This window comes from Faecalibacterium prausnitzii, from assembly GCF_003287495.1.
In the GTDB taxonomy this organism is placed as follows: domain Bacteria; phylum Bacillota; class Clostridia; order Oscillospirales; family Ruminococcaceae; genus Faecalibacterium; species Faecalibacterium prausnitzii_I.
The window spans coordinates 1-15,609 of record NZ_PRLE01000007.1 but is presented as its reverse complement, the minus strand read 5'-3'; the positions used below and the strand labels follow the sequence as shown (position 1 = coordinate 15,609).

Sequence of the window (15,609 nt, the reverse complement as noted above, 5' to 3'; positions counted from 1 at the left end):
TGCCCGGCAAACTGGGATTTGTTACTCTAATTCCGTGCGAAGGGTGAATTCATCGGGAAGATCGTAAATTGCTTTTTTCAGGAAAAGCGGATAAAAATATTCATCTTTCAATCTATCAAACTCCAGCCATTCAAAAGTATGGATATGCTTTCCTTCTGTCAGAGTAAAGACGTTTCCTCTTTCCAGTAGAGTTGTCTCTGAAATATCCACCAGAAAATAAATACACAGTTCATGATAATGTAGATTATCCACATCTTCGGTAAAAAAAGCCTGATTGAGCCATAATGGACGTGTAATCTTTGGAGTTACACCAAGTTCTTCCTGAACTTCCCGAACCACTGCTTGCTCAGCAGTTTCACCCATCTTAACTCTTCCACCCGGAAGATAAAAATAGGGTGAACGTTCATCGTGCATCGCTAAAATTTTATTTTCCGCGATTATCATGGCACATACTCTATAATTAAATTTTTGATTTTCACAATTATAGGAAATATCCATTGCATTGCCTCCTCTAAATTCTAATTTTTCAATTTAACAAATTCCGAGTTTTCGCTCTCTGTATACCATGGTTTTCGCACGCAAAAAAGCCCTTTGCGGCAGGGTGTGCACTTACACCTCGCCCGCAAACTTCATGCCCCAGTTCATGCGGGTGTCGTACATCAGGCGAGTCAGGGCAAGGCTGTCCTGCGGGGTGTAGCGGTCACTGCCGGTGCGCCCCAGCTTGACGCAGCGGCTTGCTTCCCGGATCTCGTACTCAAAGCCGTTGATGTCCACCGGGCAGCGGATGACCTCCGGCTCTTTGCCCTCCACTTCCAGCGTCATGGTCTCGGCGTGCTGGAAATCCGGCAGAAAGATGCTGCCCTTGGTGCCAAGGATGCGGGCATTGCGCTCCAGCTCCTGCCCGATGGTCTGGACCGACTCTGCCTTGCAGCCACCGGGGTAGGTCAGCACAAGGCGGCTGTAATCATCGGTGCCGTACTCGTTGATGTGCACCTCTTTGGTCTCCACCCTCTCCGGGTCCTGTCCGGTAAGGATGCGCAGAAAGCCCAGATTGTAGATACCGATATCCAGCAGCGCACCGCCGCCCAGACCGGAATCAAACTTGCGGTCCTTCCGGGCACCGGAGGCCACAAAGCCGTACTGACAGGTGATCTGCTTCAGTTCTCCGATGGTGCCCGCCGCAAGGATCTGGCGCAGGCGGTCGTACAGCGGCAGCAGCCAGATCCAGAACGCCTCCATGAGAAAGAGGTGCTTTTCCTCTGCCAGACGGTACAGCTCCTGCGCCTGCTCCGGGCGGATGGTAAAGGGCTTTTCGCACAAAACGTGCTTGCCCTGCTCCAAGCAGAGCTTGCAGTTTTCGTAATGCAGGGTGTTGGGGGTGGCGATATAGATGGCCTCCACCTCCGGGTCGGCGGCAAGGGCTTCATAGGAGTCATAGCAGCGGGGGATGCCGTACTGCTGCGCAAACGCCCGGGCACTTTCCATGTGCCGTGACCCCACGGCAACAAGCTGCTCTCCCTCTGCGCCCATCTGTTCCACCGTGGATGCAAACTTTTTGGCAATGGTGCCGGTCGCTAAAATTCCCCACTTCATAACGGTACCTCCCATTTTATGGCTTTGGATTCGTTGCGTTCAGTATACCATGGTTTTCCCTTGCGGAAAAGATAGTGAAAAACAAAAATGCCCCCGGAGGGCTTGTTGCCACTCTCCGGGGACAGATCCGATGCACCGGTATCTTTCATTTCCCGCTGCTCCACGATTTCCAGACGCACCGCCGCACCGGGCAGCAGCAGTTCCCTGCACCGCCCGGTGTTTTTGACATGGGCGGTTTCCACTGTGCCGTTCACATCTACATGGGCAATAAAACGGTTGGGGCGGTCAAGAAAAATGCCGTTCGCCATTGCATGAGCCAGCTTCACTTTTGGCGTGAGCCGGATGAAAAACTAGAAGGGTCGTTTTTCTTGACTTCGACCCGGCAGAAGAGTATACTCCGTGGCAGTGAAATATTCGGCTATGACGAGAAAGAGTACCCGGAAAGAATGCTGCAGAGAGCTGCCGGATGGTGCAAGGCAGTGCAGGGCGTCCGTGGGAAGATCCTCTCCGAGCTTTCCGGCTGAATGGGCGGTGTATGCGCCCCAGTAAGCGGGAACGGCAGGCCCCCGTTATCACGGGCCGCGCATTGTTGGATGCGCACTGAGGGGCCGGGCTTTGCACCGGCAATAAGAGTGGTACCGCAGAGGAGTTTATACGCCTTTGTCTCTTACGAACCGTAGGGGACAAAGGCGTTTTTGTTTGCGGGAAAGCCATTTTCCGGATGTTTCATTGCCTTTGCATCCGCAAAAATAAGTGTTCAGAAAAGGAGATTTCATCATGAAAACATTGGAAAAAGTAAGCGACTTTGTGGGCAAGTATATGGCCGCCATCGTCATTGTGGTAGCGGCACTGGCTCTGCTGTTCCCCGGCACTTTCAGTGTGGTAAAGACCGCATGGGTCAACACCCTGCTGGGCATCGTCATGTTCGGCATGGGTCTCACCCTGAAGCCGGAGGACTTCAAGGTCGTGTTCAGCCGCCCGAAAGACGTGGTCATCGGCTGCATTGCCCAGTTCACCCTGATGCCCTTTCTGGCATGGGCGCTGACCCAGGTGTTCCACTTGCCCACTGAGCTTGCCATCGGTGTCATTCTGGTGGGTACCTGCCCCGGCGGCACCTCCTCTAACGTGATGACCTACCTTTCCAAGGGCGACGTTGCACTGTCCGTTGGCATGACCGCAGTTTCCACCGTGCTGGCACCTTTCCTCACCCCGCTGCTCACCCTGCTGTATGCCGGCCAGCGCGTGGATGTGAACCCTGTAAATATGTTCCTGTCCATCGTCAAGGTGGTGCTGGTTCCCATCGCACTGGGCTTTGTGGTCAACCACTTCTTCCACGCTTTCACCCAGAACGCCGTCCGGGTGCTGCCGCTGATCTCCACCACCGCCATCGTGCTCATCATCTGCGCTGTTGTGTCCGCAAACTCCGCCAAGATCATGACCAGCGGCCTGCTGATCCTTGCCGTGGTCATCCTGCACAACCTGCTGGGCTACCTCACCGGCTTTGGCGTGGGGAAGCTGCTGAAGCTGGATTCCACCAAGTGCCGTGCAATTTCCATCGAGGTCGGAATGCAGAACTCCGGTCTGGCCACCTCTCTGGCTGCCGCCCACTTTGCACAGTATCCGCTGGCAACCATCCCCGGCGCTGTGTTCTCTGTGTGGCATAACATTTCCGGTGCCGTCCTCGCCAACTTCTTTGCCCGCACCGCCGAGAAGAAGGACTGAGTTCCTCCATACCATAAAGGGCTGCTGCACAAGGTCTGTTCCCTGTGCAGCAGCCCTTTTTTTCAGTACAAAATTCTGGAGACGTGATGTTCCTGCTTGCCCAGATACAGCTCCACGATCATCCGTCCGTTTTCGGTGTTGCAAAGCGCATCCCTACAGGATCTGCTCTTTTCACAAATGTCGCTGTGAATGCCAATCTATCCTTGAGCCACTTCCCAGCACACAGCGGGTACCCGACGACTTCATGAAACAGCTCAAACAGAACCGATCTCTGTGATTCAGACAACAAAAAAGAGTGGCAGCATTTCAAGCTGAAACACTGTCACTCTGTAGGAACTGCGTAATGACTGACGATTATCTTTCTACTTTGACCGTAGCACGATCGCTCTTTGCGTTTCCATCCGCATCCAGCGTGATCTGCACAAAATGTTCCGGCTTGTCGTAATCCTTTGTCTCGCCGTCATCGGTATAGTATTCATAGGATGCACCATCGGGAGCATAGGCAAGCAGGCGCAGATCTGCAAAATCCACATCGGCAACGCTCTGGATCTTTTTGCCGTCCTTGGCAAGGGGCAGAAGGTGTCCCTTGCGCATAAAGAACACCACTTCATCCAGCTCCACCGGAATGTAATGATGGCCTGCTGGCAGCACGCTGGTTTCGATGCGGTTGCTTTCGCTGCACTTTACCCGCACCTGCAGCATCTCCTCCGGCAGATAAACATACCGACCACGGGCATTTTGCTCATATACCGGGGCGATCAACAGGCTTTCACCGATCATCACCTCATCCTCCACCCGGCGGGCAAAGTCGTCCTCCGGGAAGGCGAACGCCAACGGCATACAGTACATGCCGTCGTGCAGGGCAGCTTTCATGTACTCGCTGTAAATGTAGGGCAGCAGCAGGTAGCGCAGCTGTAAAATACCGGCAAAGGCAGCCTTGTTCTTAAAGCGGTAGGGCTCCTGCCGGCGGGTGTCCTTGGCAGAGTGGTTCCGCAGCAGCGGAGAGAAGATGCCCATGCCGTACCAGCGCAGCACCAGATCCTCCGTGGTATTGCTGCCAAAGCCGCCAATGTCGGGGCCCTCGTACAGGAAGCCGCACATATTCAGGGAGGGCATCATGTGCAGCGCAAGCAGAATGTGGCTCCACCAAGAATGGTTGTCGCCAGTCCAGATGCCGCCATACCGGTGCATCCCGATGCAGGCAGAACGGGAGTACATCAAAATGCGCTTGTCCGGCTCCAGCCGCTCAAAAGCCTCGCCTGCAGCACGGGTCATGTTATAACCAAAAAGATTATGTACCTTGTCGTGCCGCATACGCCCCTGCTTGGTGTTGTGGTAGAACATCTTATAATCGTTTTCGTTGTTGGAAAGCTCTGCCACCATGCCGGTAAAAGCACCAAAGCTGGAAATATCCAGGTTTTGCTTGTTGTATTCCCCAATTTTAGCAAAGGTCTTTTTCAGTCTTTCCTCTGCGTAGAAGATCGCAGGCTCGTTCATATCATTCCAGAAGCCCTCGATTCCCTGATCCAGCAGAACTTTATATTGACTGCCAAACCAAGCACGGGCTTCCGGGTTGAGCATATCGGGGAAGTGTACCCGTCCCGGCCACACACCGGCTACAAAGGGGGTGCCATCCTGATTCGTGCAGAAGTAGCCGTTTTTCACGCCTTCCTCGTACACATCATATCCCTCTTCGACCTTGACTCCTGCATCGATGATGGGGACAAGATGGATGCCCTGCGCTTTCATCTCGGCGGCAAAGTCTGCAAAACGCGGGAAGCGCTGCGCATCCACCGTAAAGTCCTTGTAACGCTCCATGTAATCAATATCCAGAACCACAGCGTCCAGCGGCATATTGTTGGCACGGTAATTTGCCACCACCTCGCGGACCTCGTCCTCGTTCATGTAGCTCCAACGGCTCTGGGCGTTGCCAAAAGCCCATTTGGGCGGAATATAACTGCGCCCCACCAACTGGCGGAACTGGTGCACAATATCGGTCAGGCTCTCCCCCTCAATGATGTAGACATCGTAATTTTCCTCGGCCACCGTGATGCGTAAAGTATCCATGTCGGTGTAGCCGCAGTCAAAGGTGACCTTGCCCGGGTAGTCGATAAAAAAGCCAAATGTATCCTTGCCGGACACGATCATAAAATTATAAGCACCGTACAGCGAGGATTTGCCCTCGGTATGGTTGCCGTCATCGGAGCATTTGCTTTCGTACACCCACCCACGCTTGTTGATACCACGGACGTTTTCGCCAAGACCATACAGGACATCCTGCGGCTCCATGGCATAGGAGAAACCATCCGGCTCCTTGGTCAGATAGGGGATCGTTTCCATCATGGGCAAAAAAGAACCCACTACACTTTCGGTATCAAACGGTTGACCGTATCGCTTTTTGTAGATCATAGTAAAATATCTCTCCTCTGTTTTTTGAATCGTCACAGTGTAAAACGTACCAACGTATTTTTAATGGACAATTAAGAAACTCTGACATTGGCTGGAGCAATTGGGGCTTCAGCCTTATCACGCGCCTTACGGCAATGCACAGATCACAGCCACTGTTTCAGCACATCGTTCAGCTTATTCAAATCAAGCGGTTTGGCGATATGCTCGTTCATGCCGGTGTTCTTTGCCAGCTGCACGTCCTCGGCAAAGGCATTTGCCGTCATGGCAATGATGGGCACTTTGCCCCGGCTGCCGGCAAGGGCACGGATCGCAGCAGTGGCTTCGTAACCATTCATGATGGGCATCTGGATGTCCATAAAAATGAGATCGTACCACTTTTCTGGCGCTTCCATCACCTTTTCGACTGCAATTTTTCCGTTTTCGGCAATGTCAATGGTCACGCCCGTCATGCCTATGATCTCGGTTGCGATCTCACGGTTCAGCGCATTGTCTTCCACAAGAAGGATCCGCTTGCCCGCATAGTTTTCCTTTGCAAAGTCTTCCAGATAGTTCCGGGCGTTTTTCTCCTTCTTCCCGGATGTAAACTGCCGCAGAGTTGCCGTCAGACGGGAACGGAACAGCGGTTTTGCCATAAACGCATTCACGCCCGCTGCTCTGGCTTCTTCTTCGATCTCGCTAAAATCAAAGGAAGTCAGGATGATGATCGTGACGTCCTCCCCGACGCATTCCCGAATTCTTCTGGCCGTTGCGATGCCGTCCATCTGCGGCATCTTCCAGTCCAGGATCACCGCAAAATAGTCGCGGCCGGTCTTGTGCCGCGCCGCGCAGCGTTCCACGGCTTCCTTGCCGGTCAGGACCCATTCGCCCGCGATGCCGATCTCCTGAAGGGTTGCAACGGTGCTTTCGCAGCAGGTCTTGTCATCGTCCACGACCAGTACCGGCAGATCGAGCAGTTCTTTTTCCTGTTCCTTCTCGTTCTCCTGAAGTTTCAGATAGACCGTGACCGTGATCTTCGTTCCCTTGTTGGGAGCGCTTTCGACCTGAATGTCACCATTCATCAGGTTGACGATGTTTCTTGCAATGGCCATGCCAAGACCGGTGCCCTGCACTTTGGTCGTCCGGTGATCGTCTGCCCGGCTGAACGGCTCGAACATGATCTTCTGGAATTCCGGCGTCATACCGATGCCGTTGTCCTCGATGGAAAACTCGTAGCAGCCAAGCTCCGAGAAGCCGTTCGGTTTTTCCTTGATCGTGAAGGTGATGTTTCCTCCATCCGGGGTATACTTGACGGCGTTGCTCATCAGGTTCACAAAGACCTGCTGGATGCGCAGGCTGTCGCCGCAGACAGCTTCGTGCTCGATGTGCTCAACATGGACTTCGAGCTGATGGTGGTGCTCGTCGATTGCCGGTTTTATGAGGGTGAGCAGGTTATCGACCAGCTCCGGCAGGCTGAAATCCTCCTCGGCAAGGCTCATTCGCCCGCTCTCGATCCGGGCCATATCCAGCACTTCATTGATCAGTCCCAACAGATGACGGCTCGATTTTGTGATCTTGCCAAGGCACTCGACCACCCTGTCCTGACTCTCGATATTCGCGCCCGCAATGGCGGTCAAGCCAACGATTGCATTCATCGGTGTACGGATATCATGGGACATATTGGAGAGGAATTCCGTCTTGGCGTGGCTTGCGTTTTCCGCCACCCGGTACGCTTCCTTCAGTGCCTTATGGGATTCGATCTCGGCCTTTTTCTCCTGTGACACATCCATAGATGCCAACAGTGCTTTGACCAGTTTTTTGCCATCCCACTCCAGCGGAATGAAAGAAGCGATCTTATAGGTGTTCTCATCTATGGAGCAGTATTCAAATTTGTAGATGTCGTTCTCGCCCTGCAGATTCTTTCGGATATTTTCCGGTGAAATCAAAGTGGCCAATGCGTCCAGCGGTTCCAGTGTCTTATACTTTGCAACCACCTGCTCCACAAAATCATGGTAGGTTCCCGTCGGCGCGTATATCATTTCACCTTGCAGATTATAGAACCGATACCGGTCATTCTCCAGATCGCAGACGACAAAGCGGTCCAGCAGACGCACCATACTCTTGATCAAAAGATCCATCGATGCGTTATCTGAGGCCATCTGCATCCGCCGTGCCGTCTCTGCTTTGGACTCTGTGATGTCCCGCAGAAAAATCATCGCATATTCGGAATCTTCGATCTCACCGCGCATGACCACGTTGCTGACCCATCGTTCCTCCCCATCCAGAACGATGCGGCACTCCTGACGCAGCTCCGTCTCAAGCCCCTTTAGTTTTTCTGTGATGTAAGCGCGATTGCAGAAATCCGTTACAGGCTTTTTGTCCTCTTCCACCACATAGTGATCCACAAAGAATCGGACCAGTCCATCCCATGTGTGGTTCTGCTCAAAGGCCGTCATCAAAGAGGGCTCCACTTTGAACGTATCAAAGGTGTTCTTTTCCAGATTTACATAGTATTCGCAGAGGTTTGCGCTGGTAAATGCACGGTGAAATGCCGCTGCCCGCTGCGCCTGCATCCGGCTTCTTTTTTCCGCGTCAATGTTGCTGATGATTCCGGCAATTCGATTGGCCGAACCATCCAGACGGCGTATCACCTCCGCCGATGCCCGGAACCACTGGTATTGGCCATCCTGCATTTTCAGTCGGTACTCAACATTATATTTTGTAGTATTGGTTTTGTCCGCAATCGTTTCCAAAAGCAGCTGCATTACCCGGTCATGATCCTCCGGGTGCAGAAGGTTCGACCACGAATCCAGTTTGTTCGGAAAATCCAGAATGTCATGATAACCAAGGATCTGCCGGAACGCATGGCTCCAGTTCACATGAACGATCTCACCGTTTTCATTACACTCAAAATACCATAGTGCAGAATGGATGGATTCGTTGACCAGCGCAAGGTTCTCATACGCCCAGTTCATCTGTACTGACATGATCCAGATCGGTGTTCCATCCGTATCGACTGCATCTTTTTTGTAGAGACGCACATAGACGGGAGACCCATCTGCCGTGAGGATCCGGCCTTCCCCTTCGCCCTGAATCTGACGAAAGCGCGCATTGTCGAGGAACGTAGCATCCTTTTGATTGAAAAGATTCTTCAGCGAACCCTTTGTCTGCTCCATCAGGGATGCATAGCTATGGTTCAGATTATGCAGCAACAGATCACTGACCGACAGGATCGACAATTCGGCATCATAGTACCCGGCAATGGTTCCGACACCGCCATTATGATAGATCGTCTCCTGCATGGCCTGAAATGCATCTTTTCCCAGCCTTACCGTGTCGGAAGTGTAGATTTCATCTGTAAGTCTTCTATCGAATTTCATTTTCATCCTCGTAGGGTTTTGATTCTGCCGCGCACTTCAATTCTGGTATGTCTTTTATGGTCAACTGGCATACTGATTTTTGATCAAGCTTGTACAGTATCGCTAATATAGTATAGTATACTTGCGCAGCGTTTCGATTTCAAGCGCTAATTGGCATTGGCTGTGTAAAAAAAAGAGAGGCCAATCTGCGTGAAAATTTACGCAAGTTGATCCCTGTACTTTTCCACAATCCGGCTATCCGTATAGACAGTCGTCTTGCGATGCGGTATACTCGAACCAGATCAACATTTTCAGGAGGAAAATCATGGTGGGAGAAACCAACAAGGTGGTCATTGTTACCGGAGGAAGCTCCGGCATCGGACGGTGCACGGCATCCGCTCTGAAAGAGAACGGCTGCATCGTCTATGAGTTCAGCCGCAGAAGTATCCCTATGGAGGGCGTCACCCATCTATCCGTCGATGTGACCAATGAAGATGCGGTCAACGCCGCTGTGCAGCAGGTCATCCAAAAAGAGACCAAAATTGATGCAGTGATCAACTGTGCAGGCTTTGGCATTTCCGGTGCGGTGGAGTTTACGTCCTTGGAGCAAGCCAAAGCACAGTTTGATGTGAATTTTTTCGGGACGGTCACTGTAAATAGAGCAGTTCTCCCCTTCCTGCGCCATCAAGGGAAGGGGCATATTGTGAACATCAGCTCGGTTGCCGCCGTAGCGCACATTCCGTTCCAGGCTTTCTACTCTGCAAGCAAAGCTGCTGTTTCCTCTTACTCCTATGCGCTGGCAAACGAAGTCAAGCCCTACGGCATCCATGTTACCGTCGTAGAATTGGGTGACATCTGTACCGGTTTTACAAAAGCACGCCAGAAAAGCATTCTCGGCGATGATGAATACGGCGGGCGTATTTCCCGGAGCGTCAGTCAGATGGAGCATGACGAGCAAAACGGCATGGACCCGGCACGCATTGGACGGTACATCGCCGGTATTGTGGAGAAAAAGAACCCGGCAGTCGTTTATGTTGCCGGTGCACAGTATAAATTCCTGAGCCTTTTGTGCAAGCTCCTGCCTGCTGCAGCACGAGGAAAGATCGTGGGGAAAATATACGGGTAACAGGCGCATTGCTCCGAAAAACTGCTCTATAAACTAAAAAATCCGCCGAGGATGCCTCCCAACTGGGGAAGTTCCTCGGCGGTATTCGTTTAATCCGTCCAGCTTTCCCAGTACCGGGTCAAGCCGTTGGCTGTGCGCTGGGCAAGGGCGAGATATTCTTCGGTTTTGCTTGGCATAGCGTTCCTCCGTTTTCGGATTTTAGGGTATAAAAAGAGCGGGCAACCGTTTTAAGGTTGCCCGCATAAAATTTTGCTAATAGAAGAGCTTTAGTCATAATAATGTTGGTGGGTGCTAGTTAAATACTGCTCAATAAATGAACAAGCATCTGAATAGCTTAGCTTGAAAAATTCTCTGTCATTGCGAATTCTATATTGAGCCAATAGTTCATGAACTTCCTTCTCGACTTTTTTGCAATTTTTCACTTTAAACACTTTTCTGGCTGAGTATGGATATAAAACACCCGTTGCTGAATTTATTTCATTAACACGTTTTTGAATGTTTCGTGTGGTCATACCGATTTTTAAAATATCCTTTTCTTCGCGTCGAGATAGTATATAAAGGTATTCACTATTAGAGTCGTTGCCAATATCAAATGTTAAATAGTTGTCACAATACTCTATAAATCGATTCTTTTTTAAAGCAATTAGGCTTTCTTCTCCCAAAGCATTGTTGTTATAAGATATGGCATTTCGAAGATTTCGCAAAGATTTGACAATGTTTTCCATATGTCGGTAAGTCGGATAGTCAAAGTACATATTGACTGTAAACCAATCCCACTGATCTTGTTTTATGACACGATTAAAAAGGCCTTTCACCAAGCTGATATTTTCTGGTAATGTGTCAAAATCAACAATATCCTCGCCTATGACGAATTTTTTCACTTCACGAAGCGCCTGTTTGTTTTTTAAGTCAGTAATAGGCTTTAGGGGAGCCATTCCAAACCCCCATTTCGCGTTATTCATTAAATCACAACCTTGGTCAATCAATTGTTGCAAGAATTCTTCTTTTTAGTCTGTCAGGAATTTCCGATTCATTGCTCCAAATTATGGTGTTCTTTTGAGCAATGTCAAAATGCAATTTCACATCTTGCTTGCACAGTTGAATTACTGGTTTACCTATGCCCATTGCGTAGCCCTCTTCGAAATATGCACCATTATTTTGATGTGAGAGGTCGACTACAACAAACTTGCTGTCCTCGATATGCTTTAACAGTTCCGGAGTGATAAAATCATTATGTTCAACCTCATCAATAAAAACAGCAAGATATCCAGCATCTTGAATTCCTTTTCGTATTGCTTCACGCAGTTTTAAGGTCTTTTCGTTAAACGCCATTGCAACCAATGCGCTTTTTTGTGTTGTCGAGGTATATTTTGATTTTTCTAGTCTTGCATAGCCTTTTGGAGCTAATGTTATGGGGCGATTTCCAGAATAGCTCAGTGGACTTTCAATCAACTCTTGCTCTCGCAGATAATTGATAATATATTTAAGTTGTGTATCTAACTCTTCATCAGGGCGTCTTATCCACTGATCTTCTTCGTGTTTATATATCTCGACAAAAAAAGCACTGTAAACTTTTTTGTTTTCTATGCAGATGGAATCACCCCAATATCTGGTATTCCAATCAAGCCATTTCAGAATCCATTCAACTTTTTCCTCGATTTTGTACGGAAACCAGTTTTCAACATCAATAGGATCTAAATGTACGGGAAATCCATATAGGAAGAGTCCTTTTTCATGGTTTTCCTTTAATCTCGCACAAGCGTCCTTGGAACGAGTCGAAAAGAAGCCATAATCTTTACTGAGGTTATTAAATCCATTATAAGCAAGATATGATGAAAGGTGATTTCGGTTGAAGTGAGAAAAATCACAATACTGTGGGAGATATTCATACCTACCACAGATGGGGCAAACATACAATCGACTATGCGGATTCGCAATCAATTCTGTTTTTATGCTATTTCCGCAAAAGATACAGTTCGAATATGTAGTGTTATCCATATGAGTTTTCTCCTTTTCTTTTTTATTTATTATACACATATTCTCAGAATAGAGCAATATCATCGTTGACAACAACCCTATGTACGCCGCCCGCAGGCGGCAAAAATCAGTCCGGTGGAAATTCCAGTTCGGCAAACTCCGCATCGGTCAGCAGTTTCAGCTTTTCAATAACCCTCTCCGACAGTTCCCGCAGGGCGGTTTCATCGGGCATCAGATAGCACTGCATGAGCCGCAACTCCTGCACCAGCCCCAGCCGGACGCTGGGCAAGGGCGAGATATTCTTCGGTTTTGCTTGGCATAGCGTTCCTCCTTTTTCAGATTTTAGGGTATAAAAAGAGCGGGCAACCGTTTTAAGGTTGCCCGCAAGGGATGTAATAAAGATTGATTATTGAATATTGTTGTCCTTTATGAATTTCATGATGCAGCAGCCCATTGCAATAATAGCGAACAAAGTGTTCAGACCGAGGGCACCAGAATCCAAAAGACCATCAAGGAAGCCTCCGATAAACCATGCTCCCACGGTGAAAATCGCTGCCCATCCATAATTCATAGAACTGTACTCCTTCCTATGTGAATATTCAAAGCTCTCTTCTCAGCTTCAGCTTTCATAGCTGCCCGCAAGGAACTTCCATTTATTCGACTCGAATGTTTACCGGATTCAGTGTAAGGTTGCCTCCGCCCGCCACCTTATACCATTTGCCTCTTTCGAGTTTGATTCTTTCCGTTACGCCCTGTGTAATATATCCGATTCTGTATTTTTCTCCAGTCTCTACATCGGTAAAGACCACCTCAGTATCACAATCACCGCTCACTTTTACAGTTCCCCAAAGTGGCTGTATTTGTTCTGTCTTTATGGTGCCTTCATCGTTTGAAAGGGTGAAAGTATGGCTTCTCTGAATATTGATATAAATCGCCACCAGAAAAACCGCTGCCAGACATAAGGCAAACTTTCTTGTTTTCATCGAAACACCTCCTGTAAATTCGGTTTTATCGAGTCATATCACATAAGTGGATGCTTCAAACTTACAGCTCAGTTTCCACTGCAAGCTGCTCCTGCTTCTCTTTTTCGTCAGCGATTTGGACATCAACATCTTCGCGCATCTTTTTCAAAAGTGCAAGGACTCGCTTGATTTGATCCTTGGTGTTTTCCACCCTGCTCTGTGCCTGATTGATGTGATCCAGAACTGCCCAGTCCGCAAAGAGGCCATCAAAGAAGAAATCCGCAAATTTCAAAAAGCTGTCCACCGTAACCTGAAGGTCTGCGGTGATCTCAACATCGGCAAGCTCAGTTTTGAACCGCCGCAGTTCCACTTGGAGCTGTTCGATTTGTTCCCGTGCATCGTCCAGTTCCTCATACTTGGCAAGATCGGCCATCAAACCGCCGCCCATTACGTCCCATGTACTCCAGCTCTCGGCATTGTCGAGGGTTTCCAGAACTTCATTGACCGTATGCAGGGCGGTCTTTCCGGCGTTGATGGCTTCCAGCAGCTCCCGTTTTTGGACTTTCAGCGCGGCAATGCGGCTTTCGCTTTCCGCAACCTGCTGTGCGGCAGGGTGGGCAGATGCTTTGATGCTTTTGATTTTTTCGGAAAGAGCAGCTTGATACTGCCTTTCGCAATCGGACAGCCGTGCCAGTCTATTTTGAATCTGCCCCAAGTCGGCATCAACGGAAGAAAGATCATGGAGAGCCGCGTCGTACTTGACACGGGCTGCATAGGCTTCCTTCCGTTCCTTGTCCAGCTTCTCATCCATTTTTCCGATAACCTGATAGAAAAATGCGGCAAGGCTGTGTCCCTCCAGACGGTCCACATCAGCCTGCTCTGCCAGCTTGGATTTTTCCAGCTTTTTCAGGCGGTCAGCAAGCGTATCTCTCTGGGCGGTCAGTTCTTTCTGTTTTGCTTCGCAGCTTTTCTTTTCAGCGACCTGCTGCCAAAGTTCTTTCAACGTAGAATCACTCATAAGGAATGTCCTTTCCCGGCATTACGGCTCTTCGTTCAGAAGCTGGTTCAAAAAATGCTGCCGATTATTTACAACTGTTTTGGTGATAACGTAGCTGTCCGTATCTTCATACTGACAAGGATGAATCGTGCCATTGTCGAAGCTGAAAATTTCAGCATCAGGCATTCCAAGGAGAATGGGTGAATGTGATACGATACTATATAATGTAAGAGAACGCTTAGCTCCGCTCAAACCCAAGATAGCGGGTGCCCTGAAAACTCAGCTTTCCAATGTCGCCCTCCACAAGCATTCCGTAGTCCGGACCACTTACGGTAAGCTCCATGCGGTCGCCGCTCTCTACCTGAAAGGTCACATAATAGGTCGTGAACGTATGCGCCATCGTATTGTCTGTATGGTGGCGAGAAACTTCCGTTCGCTTTGCCACAACCGTTGCCGGAACAGTCAGCCGCGGCGAATGGTTGTTTTTATTCCATGTGCTGATATTTCCGATGATGGTGTATAGGATCATACCCAAAACCACAAGAAACAGGATGGGAAACAGAATGCTGAACAGCATATCAATTCCAGCGTAAAACATCTTATTCCTCCAAAATTTCTTCCAGCAGGTCCTTTACATCGTCCAGAAAAGATTCTTCTCCGAGGGTGTTCACCTTGAAGAACACCGCTTGACTGCCTCCTGCGGTGATGGCAGACAGCCGAATCGGACTGTCCGCATTCTGGAACATGGTCAGTGTCAGACTCAGGCGGTTGCCTCCCATCATGCTGTACCGTTCAAACACACGGACACTGCACCGGGCATCGCCCTCTTTGAAATCACTGCCTGCCTCTAAATCTGCCGACCAACTGCTGTCCGGGATTTCTTGTTCCAGCTTCCGAAGCAGTTTGTCAAAATTCTTGTTTCGGATGGTCTTTTCAAGGATTGCCATAATGGTTCCTCCGTTCTGACAATGAAAAATCGGTCCCTTATTTTTGATACGAGCAGAGCCACAGGAAAATTGCGGAGAAATCGCTTGAAGAGAGGAATTTTGTCTAATTTGATTATAGCATATCTTTTGGAAGAACAAAATACTTTATGTACGCCGCCCGCAGGCGGCAAAAGTCAGTCCAGTGGAAAATCCAGTTCGGCAAACTCGGCATCGGTCAGCAGTTTCAGCTTTTCGATAACGCCCTCCGACAGTTCCCGCAGGGCGGTTTCCACCGTGCCGTTCACGCCCACATAGGCAATAAAATAGTTGGGGAACTCAAGAAAAATGCCGTCCACGATTTCTCTGTATTTCAACATTTTTCTCCATTTTCAGTACAGGATTCGGGAACCGTGCCCATTCTGTTTGCCAAGATAATAGCAGTCAGACAGCCGCATCCGCCGCCATTGTTGTGGTTTCCACCACTACCGCCGGACGAGCCGCCGAAGTTGCGGTTGAACGCCGTCATGTCATTCCGGCAATTATTTTTCAGTGGAAAACATGT

General features: G+C 49.5%; 16 protein-coding genes, 1 pseudogene and 1 other annotated feature. Of the genes and pseudogenes, 2 read left to right on the top strand and 15 right to left on the bottom strand.

Annotated elements, in window-relative coordinates; translation table 11 throughout:
- Positions 1 to 21: 21 nt before the first annotated feature.
- From C4N22_RS11320 to C4N22_RS13265, 3 genes are all read right to left on the bottom strand, one after another.
- Positions 22 to 498: an NUDIX hydrolase gene (locus tag C4N22_RS11320; protein ID WP_055191196.1), complete on the bottom strand. Its 477-nt coding sequence runs from the start codon at positions 496 to 498 to the stop codon at positions 22 to 24.
- Positions 499 to 609: 111 nt separating this feature from the next.
- On the bottom strand, positions 610 to 1,593 hold the full coding sequence (locus C4N22_RS11315; protein WP_112149045.1) for a Gfo/Idh/MocA family protein: 984 nt from the start codon (positions 1,591 to 1,593) through the stop codon (positions 610 to 612).
- Entirely contained in the window at positions 1,590 to 1,901 is a 312-nt protein-coding gene (locus tag C4N22_RS13265) for a hypothetical protein (RefSeq protein WP_112149044.1), read from the bottom strand. Before C4N22_RS13265 ends, C4N22_RS11315 begins: the two co-directional genes overlap by 4 nt.
- Positions 1,902 to 2,004: 103 nt before the next feature.
- Positions 2,005 to 2,264 (top strand) — a binding site (T-box leader).
- Positions 2,265 to 2,370: 106 nt separating this feature from the next.
- Between C4N22_RS13265 and C4N22_RS11300 the strand changes: the two genes are divergently transcribed.
- On the top strand, positions 2,371 to 3,315 hold the full coding sequence (locus tag C4N22_RS11300; protein WP_112149042.1) for a bile acid:sodium symporter family protein: 945 nt from the start codon (positions 2,371 to 2,373) through the stop codon (positions 3,313 to 3,315).
- A gap of 354 nt (positions 3,316 to 3,669) precedes the next feature.
- Here the strand turns inward: C4N22_RS11300 and C4N22_RS11290 are convergent, their stop codons facing one another.
- Both C4N22_RS11290 and C4N22_RS11285 read right to left on the bottom strand, forming a co-directional pair.
- Positions 3,670 to 5,724, bottom strand: a complete 2,055-nt coding sequence (locus C4N22_RS11290) for a TIM-barrel domain-containing protein (protein WP_112149041.1) — start codon at positions 5,722 to 5,724, stop codon at positions 3,670 to 3,672.
- A 143-nt stretch (positions 5,725 to 5,867) separates the two neighbouring features.
- A complete protein-coding gene (locus tag C4N22_RS11285; RefSeq protein WP_112149040.1) occupies positions 5,868 to 9,080 on the bottom strand; it encodes a hybrid sensor histidine kinase/response regulator in 3,213 nt (1,070 codons plus the stop codon).
- Between the two features lie 304 nt (positions 9,081 to 9,384).
- On the opposite strand from C4N22_RS11285, the gene C4N22_RS11275 reads away from it, so the two are divergent.
- A complete protein-coding gene (locus C4N22_RS11275) occupies positions 9,385 to 10,185 on the top strand; it encodes an SDR family oxidoreductase (protein ID WP_112149039.1) in 801 nt (266 codons plus the stop codon).
- A gap of 266 nt (positions 10,186 to 10,451) precedes the next feature.
- On the opposite strand, the gene C4N22_RS11270 is transcribed toward C4N22_RS11275, so the two are convergent.
- The 10 genes and pseudogenes from C4N22_RS11270 to C4N22_RS12990 all read right to left on the bottom strand — a co-directional run.
- A complete protein-coding gene (locus C4N22_RS11270; RefSeq protein ID WP_112149038.1) occupies positions 10,452 to 11,180 on the bottom strand; it encodes a GIY-YIG nuclease family protein in 729 nt (242 codons plus the stop codon).
- Complete coding sequence (locus C4N22_RS11265) at positions 11,164 to 12,183, bottom strand: hypothetical protein (RefSeq protein WP_112149037.1); 1,020 nt, start codon at positions 12,181 to 12,183, stop codon at positions 11,164 to 11,166. Before C4N22_RS11265 ends, C4N22_RS11270 begins: the two co-directional genes overlap by 17 nt.
- 106 nt (positions 12,184 to 12,289) lie before the next feature.
- Complete coding sequence (locus tag C4N22_RS11260) at positions 12,290 to 12,460, bottom strand: transposon-transfer assisting family protein (protein WP_112149036.1); 171 nt, start codon at positions 12,458 to 12,460, stop codon at positions 12,290 to 12,292.
- A 108-nt stretch (positions 12,461 to 12,568) separates the two neighbouring features.
- Positions 12,569 to 12,733, bottom strand: a complete 165-nt coding sequence (locus C4N22_RS12965; RefSeq protein ID WP_181567210.1) for a hypothetical protein — start codon at positions 12,731 to 12,733, stop codon at positions 12,569 to 12,571.
- Between the two features lie 82 nt (positions 12,734 to 12,815).
- Positions 12,816 to 13,145, bottom strand: coding sequence for a hypothetical protein (locus tag C4N22_RS11255; protein WP_112149035.1), 330 nt, complete (start codon positions 13,143 to 13,145; stop codon positions 12,816 to 12,818).
- A 61-nt stretch (positions 13,146 to 13,206) separates the two neighbouring features.
- Entirely contained in the window at positions 13,207 to 14,142 is a 936-nt protein-coding gene (locus C4N22_RS11250; protein ID WP_112149034.1) for a hypothetical protein, read from the bottom strand.
- Positions 14,143 to 14,359: 217 nt separating this feature from the next.
- Positions 14,360 to 14,719 carry a DUF2500 domain-containing protein gene (locus tag C4N22_RS11240; RefSeq protein WP_112149033.1) on the bottom strand — a complete coding sequence of 120 codons (360 nt, stop codon included), beginning with the start codon at positions 14,717 to 14,719 and terminating at the stop codon, positions 14,360 to 14,362.
- Between the two features lies 1 nt (position 14,720).
- Positions 14,721 to 15,068, bottom strand: coding sequence for a DUF6054 family protein (locus C4N22_RS11235; RefSeq protein ID WP_112149032.1), 348 nt, complete (start codon positions 15,066 to 15,068; stop codon positions 14,721 to 14,723).
- Positions 15,069 to 15,241: 173 nt separating this feature from the next.
- Positions 15,242 to 15,421: a transposon-transfer assisting family protein gene (locus C4N22_RS13105; RefSeq protein ID WP_112149031.1), complete on the bottom strand. Its 180-nt coding sequence runs from the start codon at positions 15,419 to 15,421 to the stop codon at positions 15,242 to 15,244.
- Positions 15,418 to 15,609: pseudogene (locus tag C4N22_RS12990) on the bottom strand (hypothetical protein); the annotation flags it as partial. The pseudogene C4N22_RS12990 and the gene C4N22_RS13105, both read right to left, overlap by 4 nt.

Coding starts and splice junctions, on each gene's coding strand:
- C4N22_RS11315 (WP_112149045.1), bottom strand. CDS start 1,593: ATGAAGTGGGGAATTTTAGCGACCGGCACCATTGCCAAAAAGTTTGCA.
- C4N22_RS13265 (WP_112149044.1), bottom strand. CDS start 1,901: ATGGCGAACGGCATTTTTCTTGACCGCCCCAACCGTTTTATTGCCCAT.
- C4N22_RS11240 (WP_112149033.1), bottom strand. CDS start 14,719: ATGTTTTACGCTGGAATTGATATGCTGTTCAGCATTCTGTTTCCCATC.
- C4N22_RS11275 (WP_112149039.1), top strand. CDS start 9,385: ATGGTGGGAGAAACCAACAAGGTGGTCATTGTTACCGGAGGAAGCTCC.
- C4N22_RS11265 (WP_112149037.1), bottom strand. CDS start 12,183: ATGGATAACACTACATATTCGAACTGTATCTTTTGCGGAAATAGCATA.
- C4N22_RS11300 (WP_112149042.1), top strand. CDS start 2,371: ATGAAAACATTGGAAAAAGTAAGCGACTTTGTGGGCAAGTATATGGCC.
- C4N22_RS11320 (WP_055191196.1), bottom strand. CDS start 498: ATGGATATTTCCTATAATTGTGAAAATCAAAAATTTAATTATAGAGTA.
- C4N22_RS11250 (WP_112149034.1), bottom strand. CDS start 14,142: ATGAGTGATTCTACGTTGAAAGAACTTTGGCAGCAGGTCGCTGAAAAG.
- C4N22_RS11235 (WP_112149032.1), bottom strand. CDS start 15,068: ATGGCAATCCTTGAAAAGACCATCCGAAACAAGAATTTTGACAAACTG.
- C4N22_RS11290 (WP_112149041.1), bottom strand. CDS start 5,724: ATGATCTACAAAAAGCGATACGGTCAACCGTTTGATACCGAAAGTGTA.
- C4N22_RS12965 (WP_181567210.1), bottom strand. CDS start 12,733: ATGAATTATGGATGGGCAGCGATTTTCACCGTGGGAGCATGGTTTATC.
- C4N22_RS11255 (WP_112149035.1), bottom strand. CDS start 13,145: ATGAAAACAAGAAAGTTTGCCTTATGTCTGGCAGCGGTTTTTCTGGTG.
- C4N22_RS11285 (WP_112149040.1), bottom strand. CDS start 9,080: ATGAAATTCGATAGAAGACTTACAGATGAAATCTACACTTCCGACACG.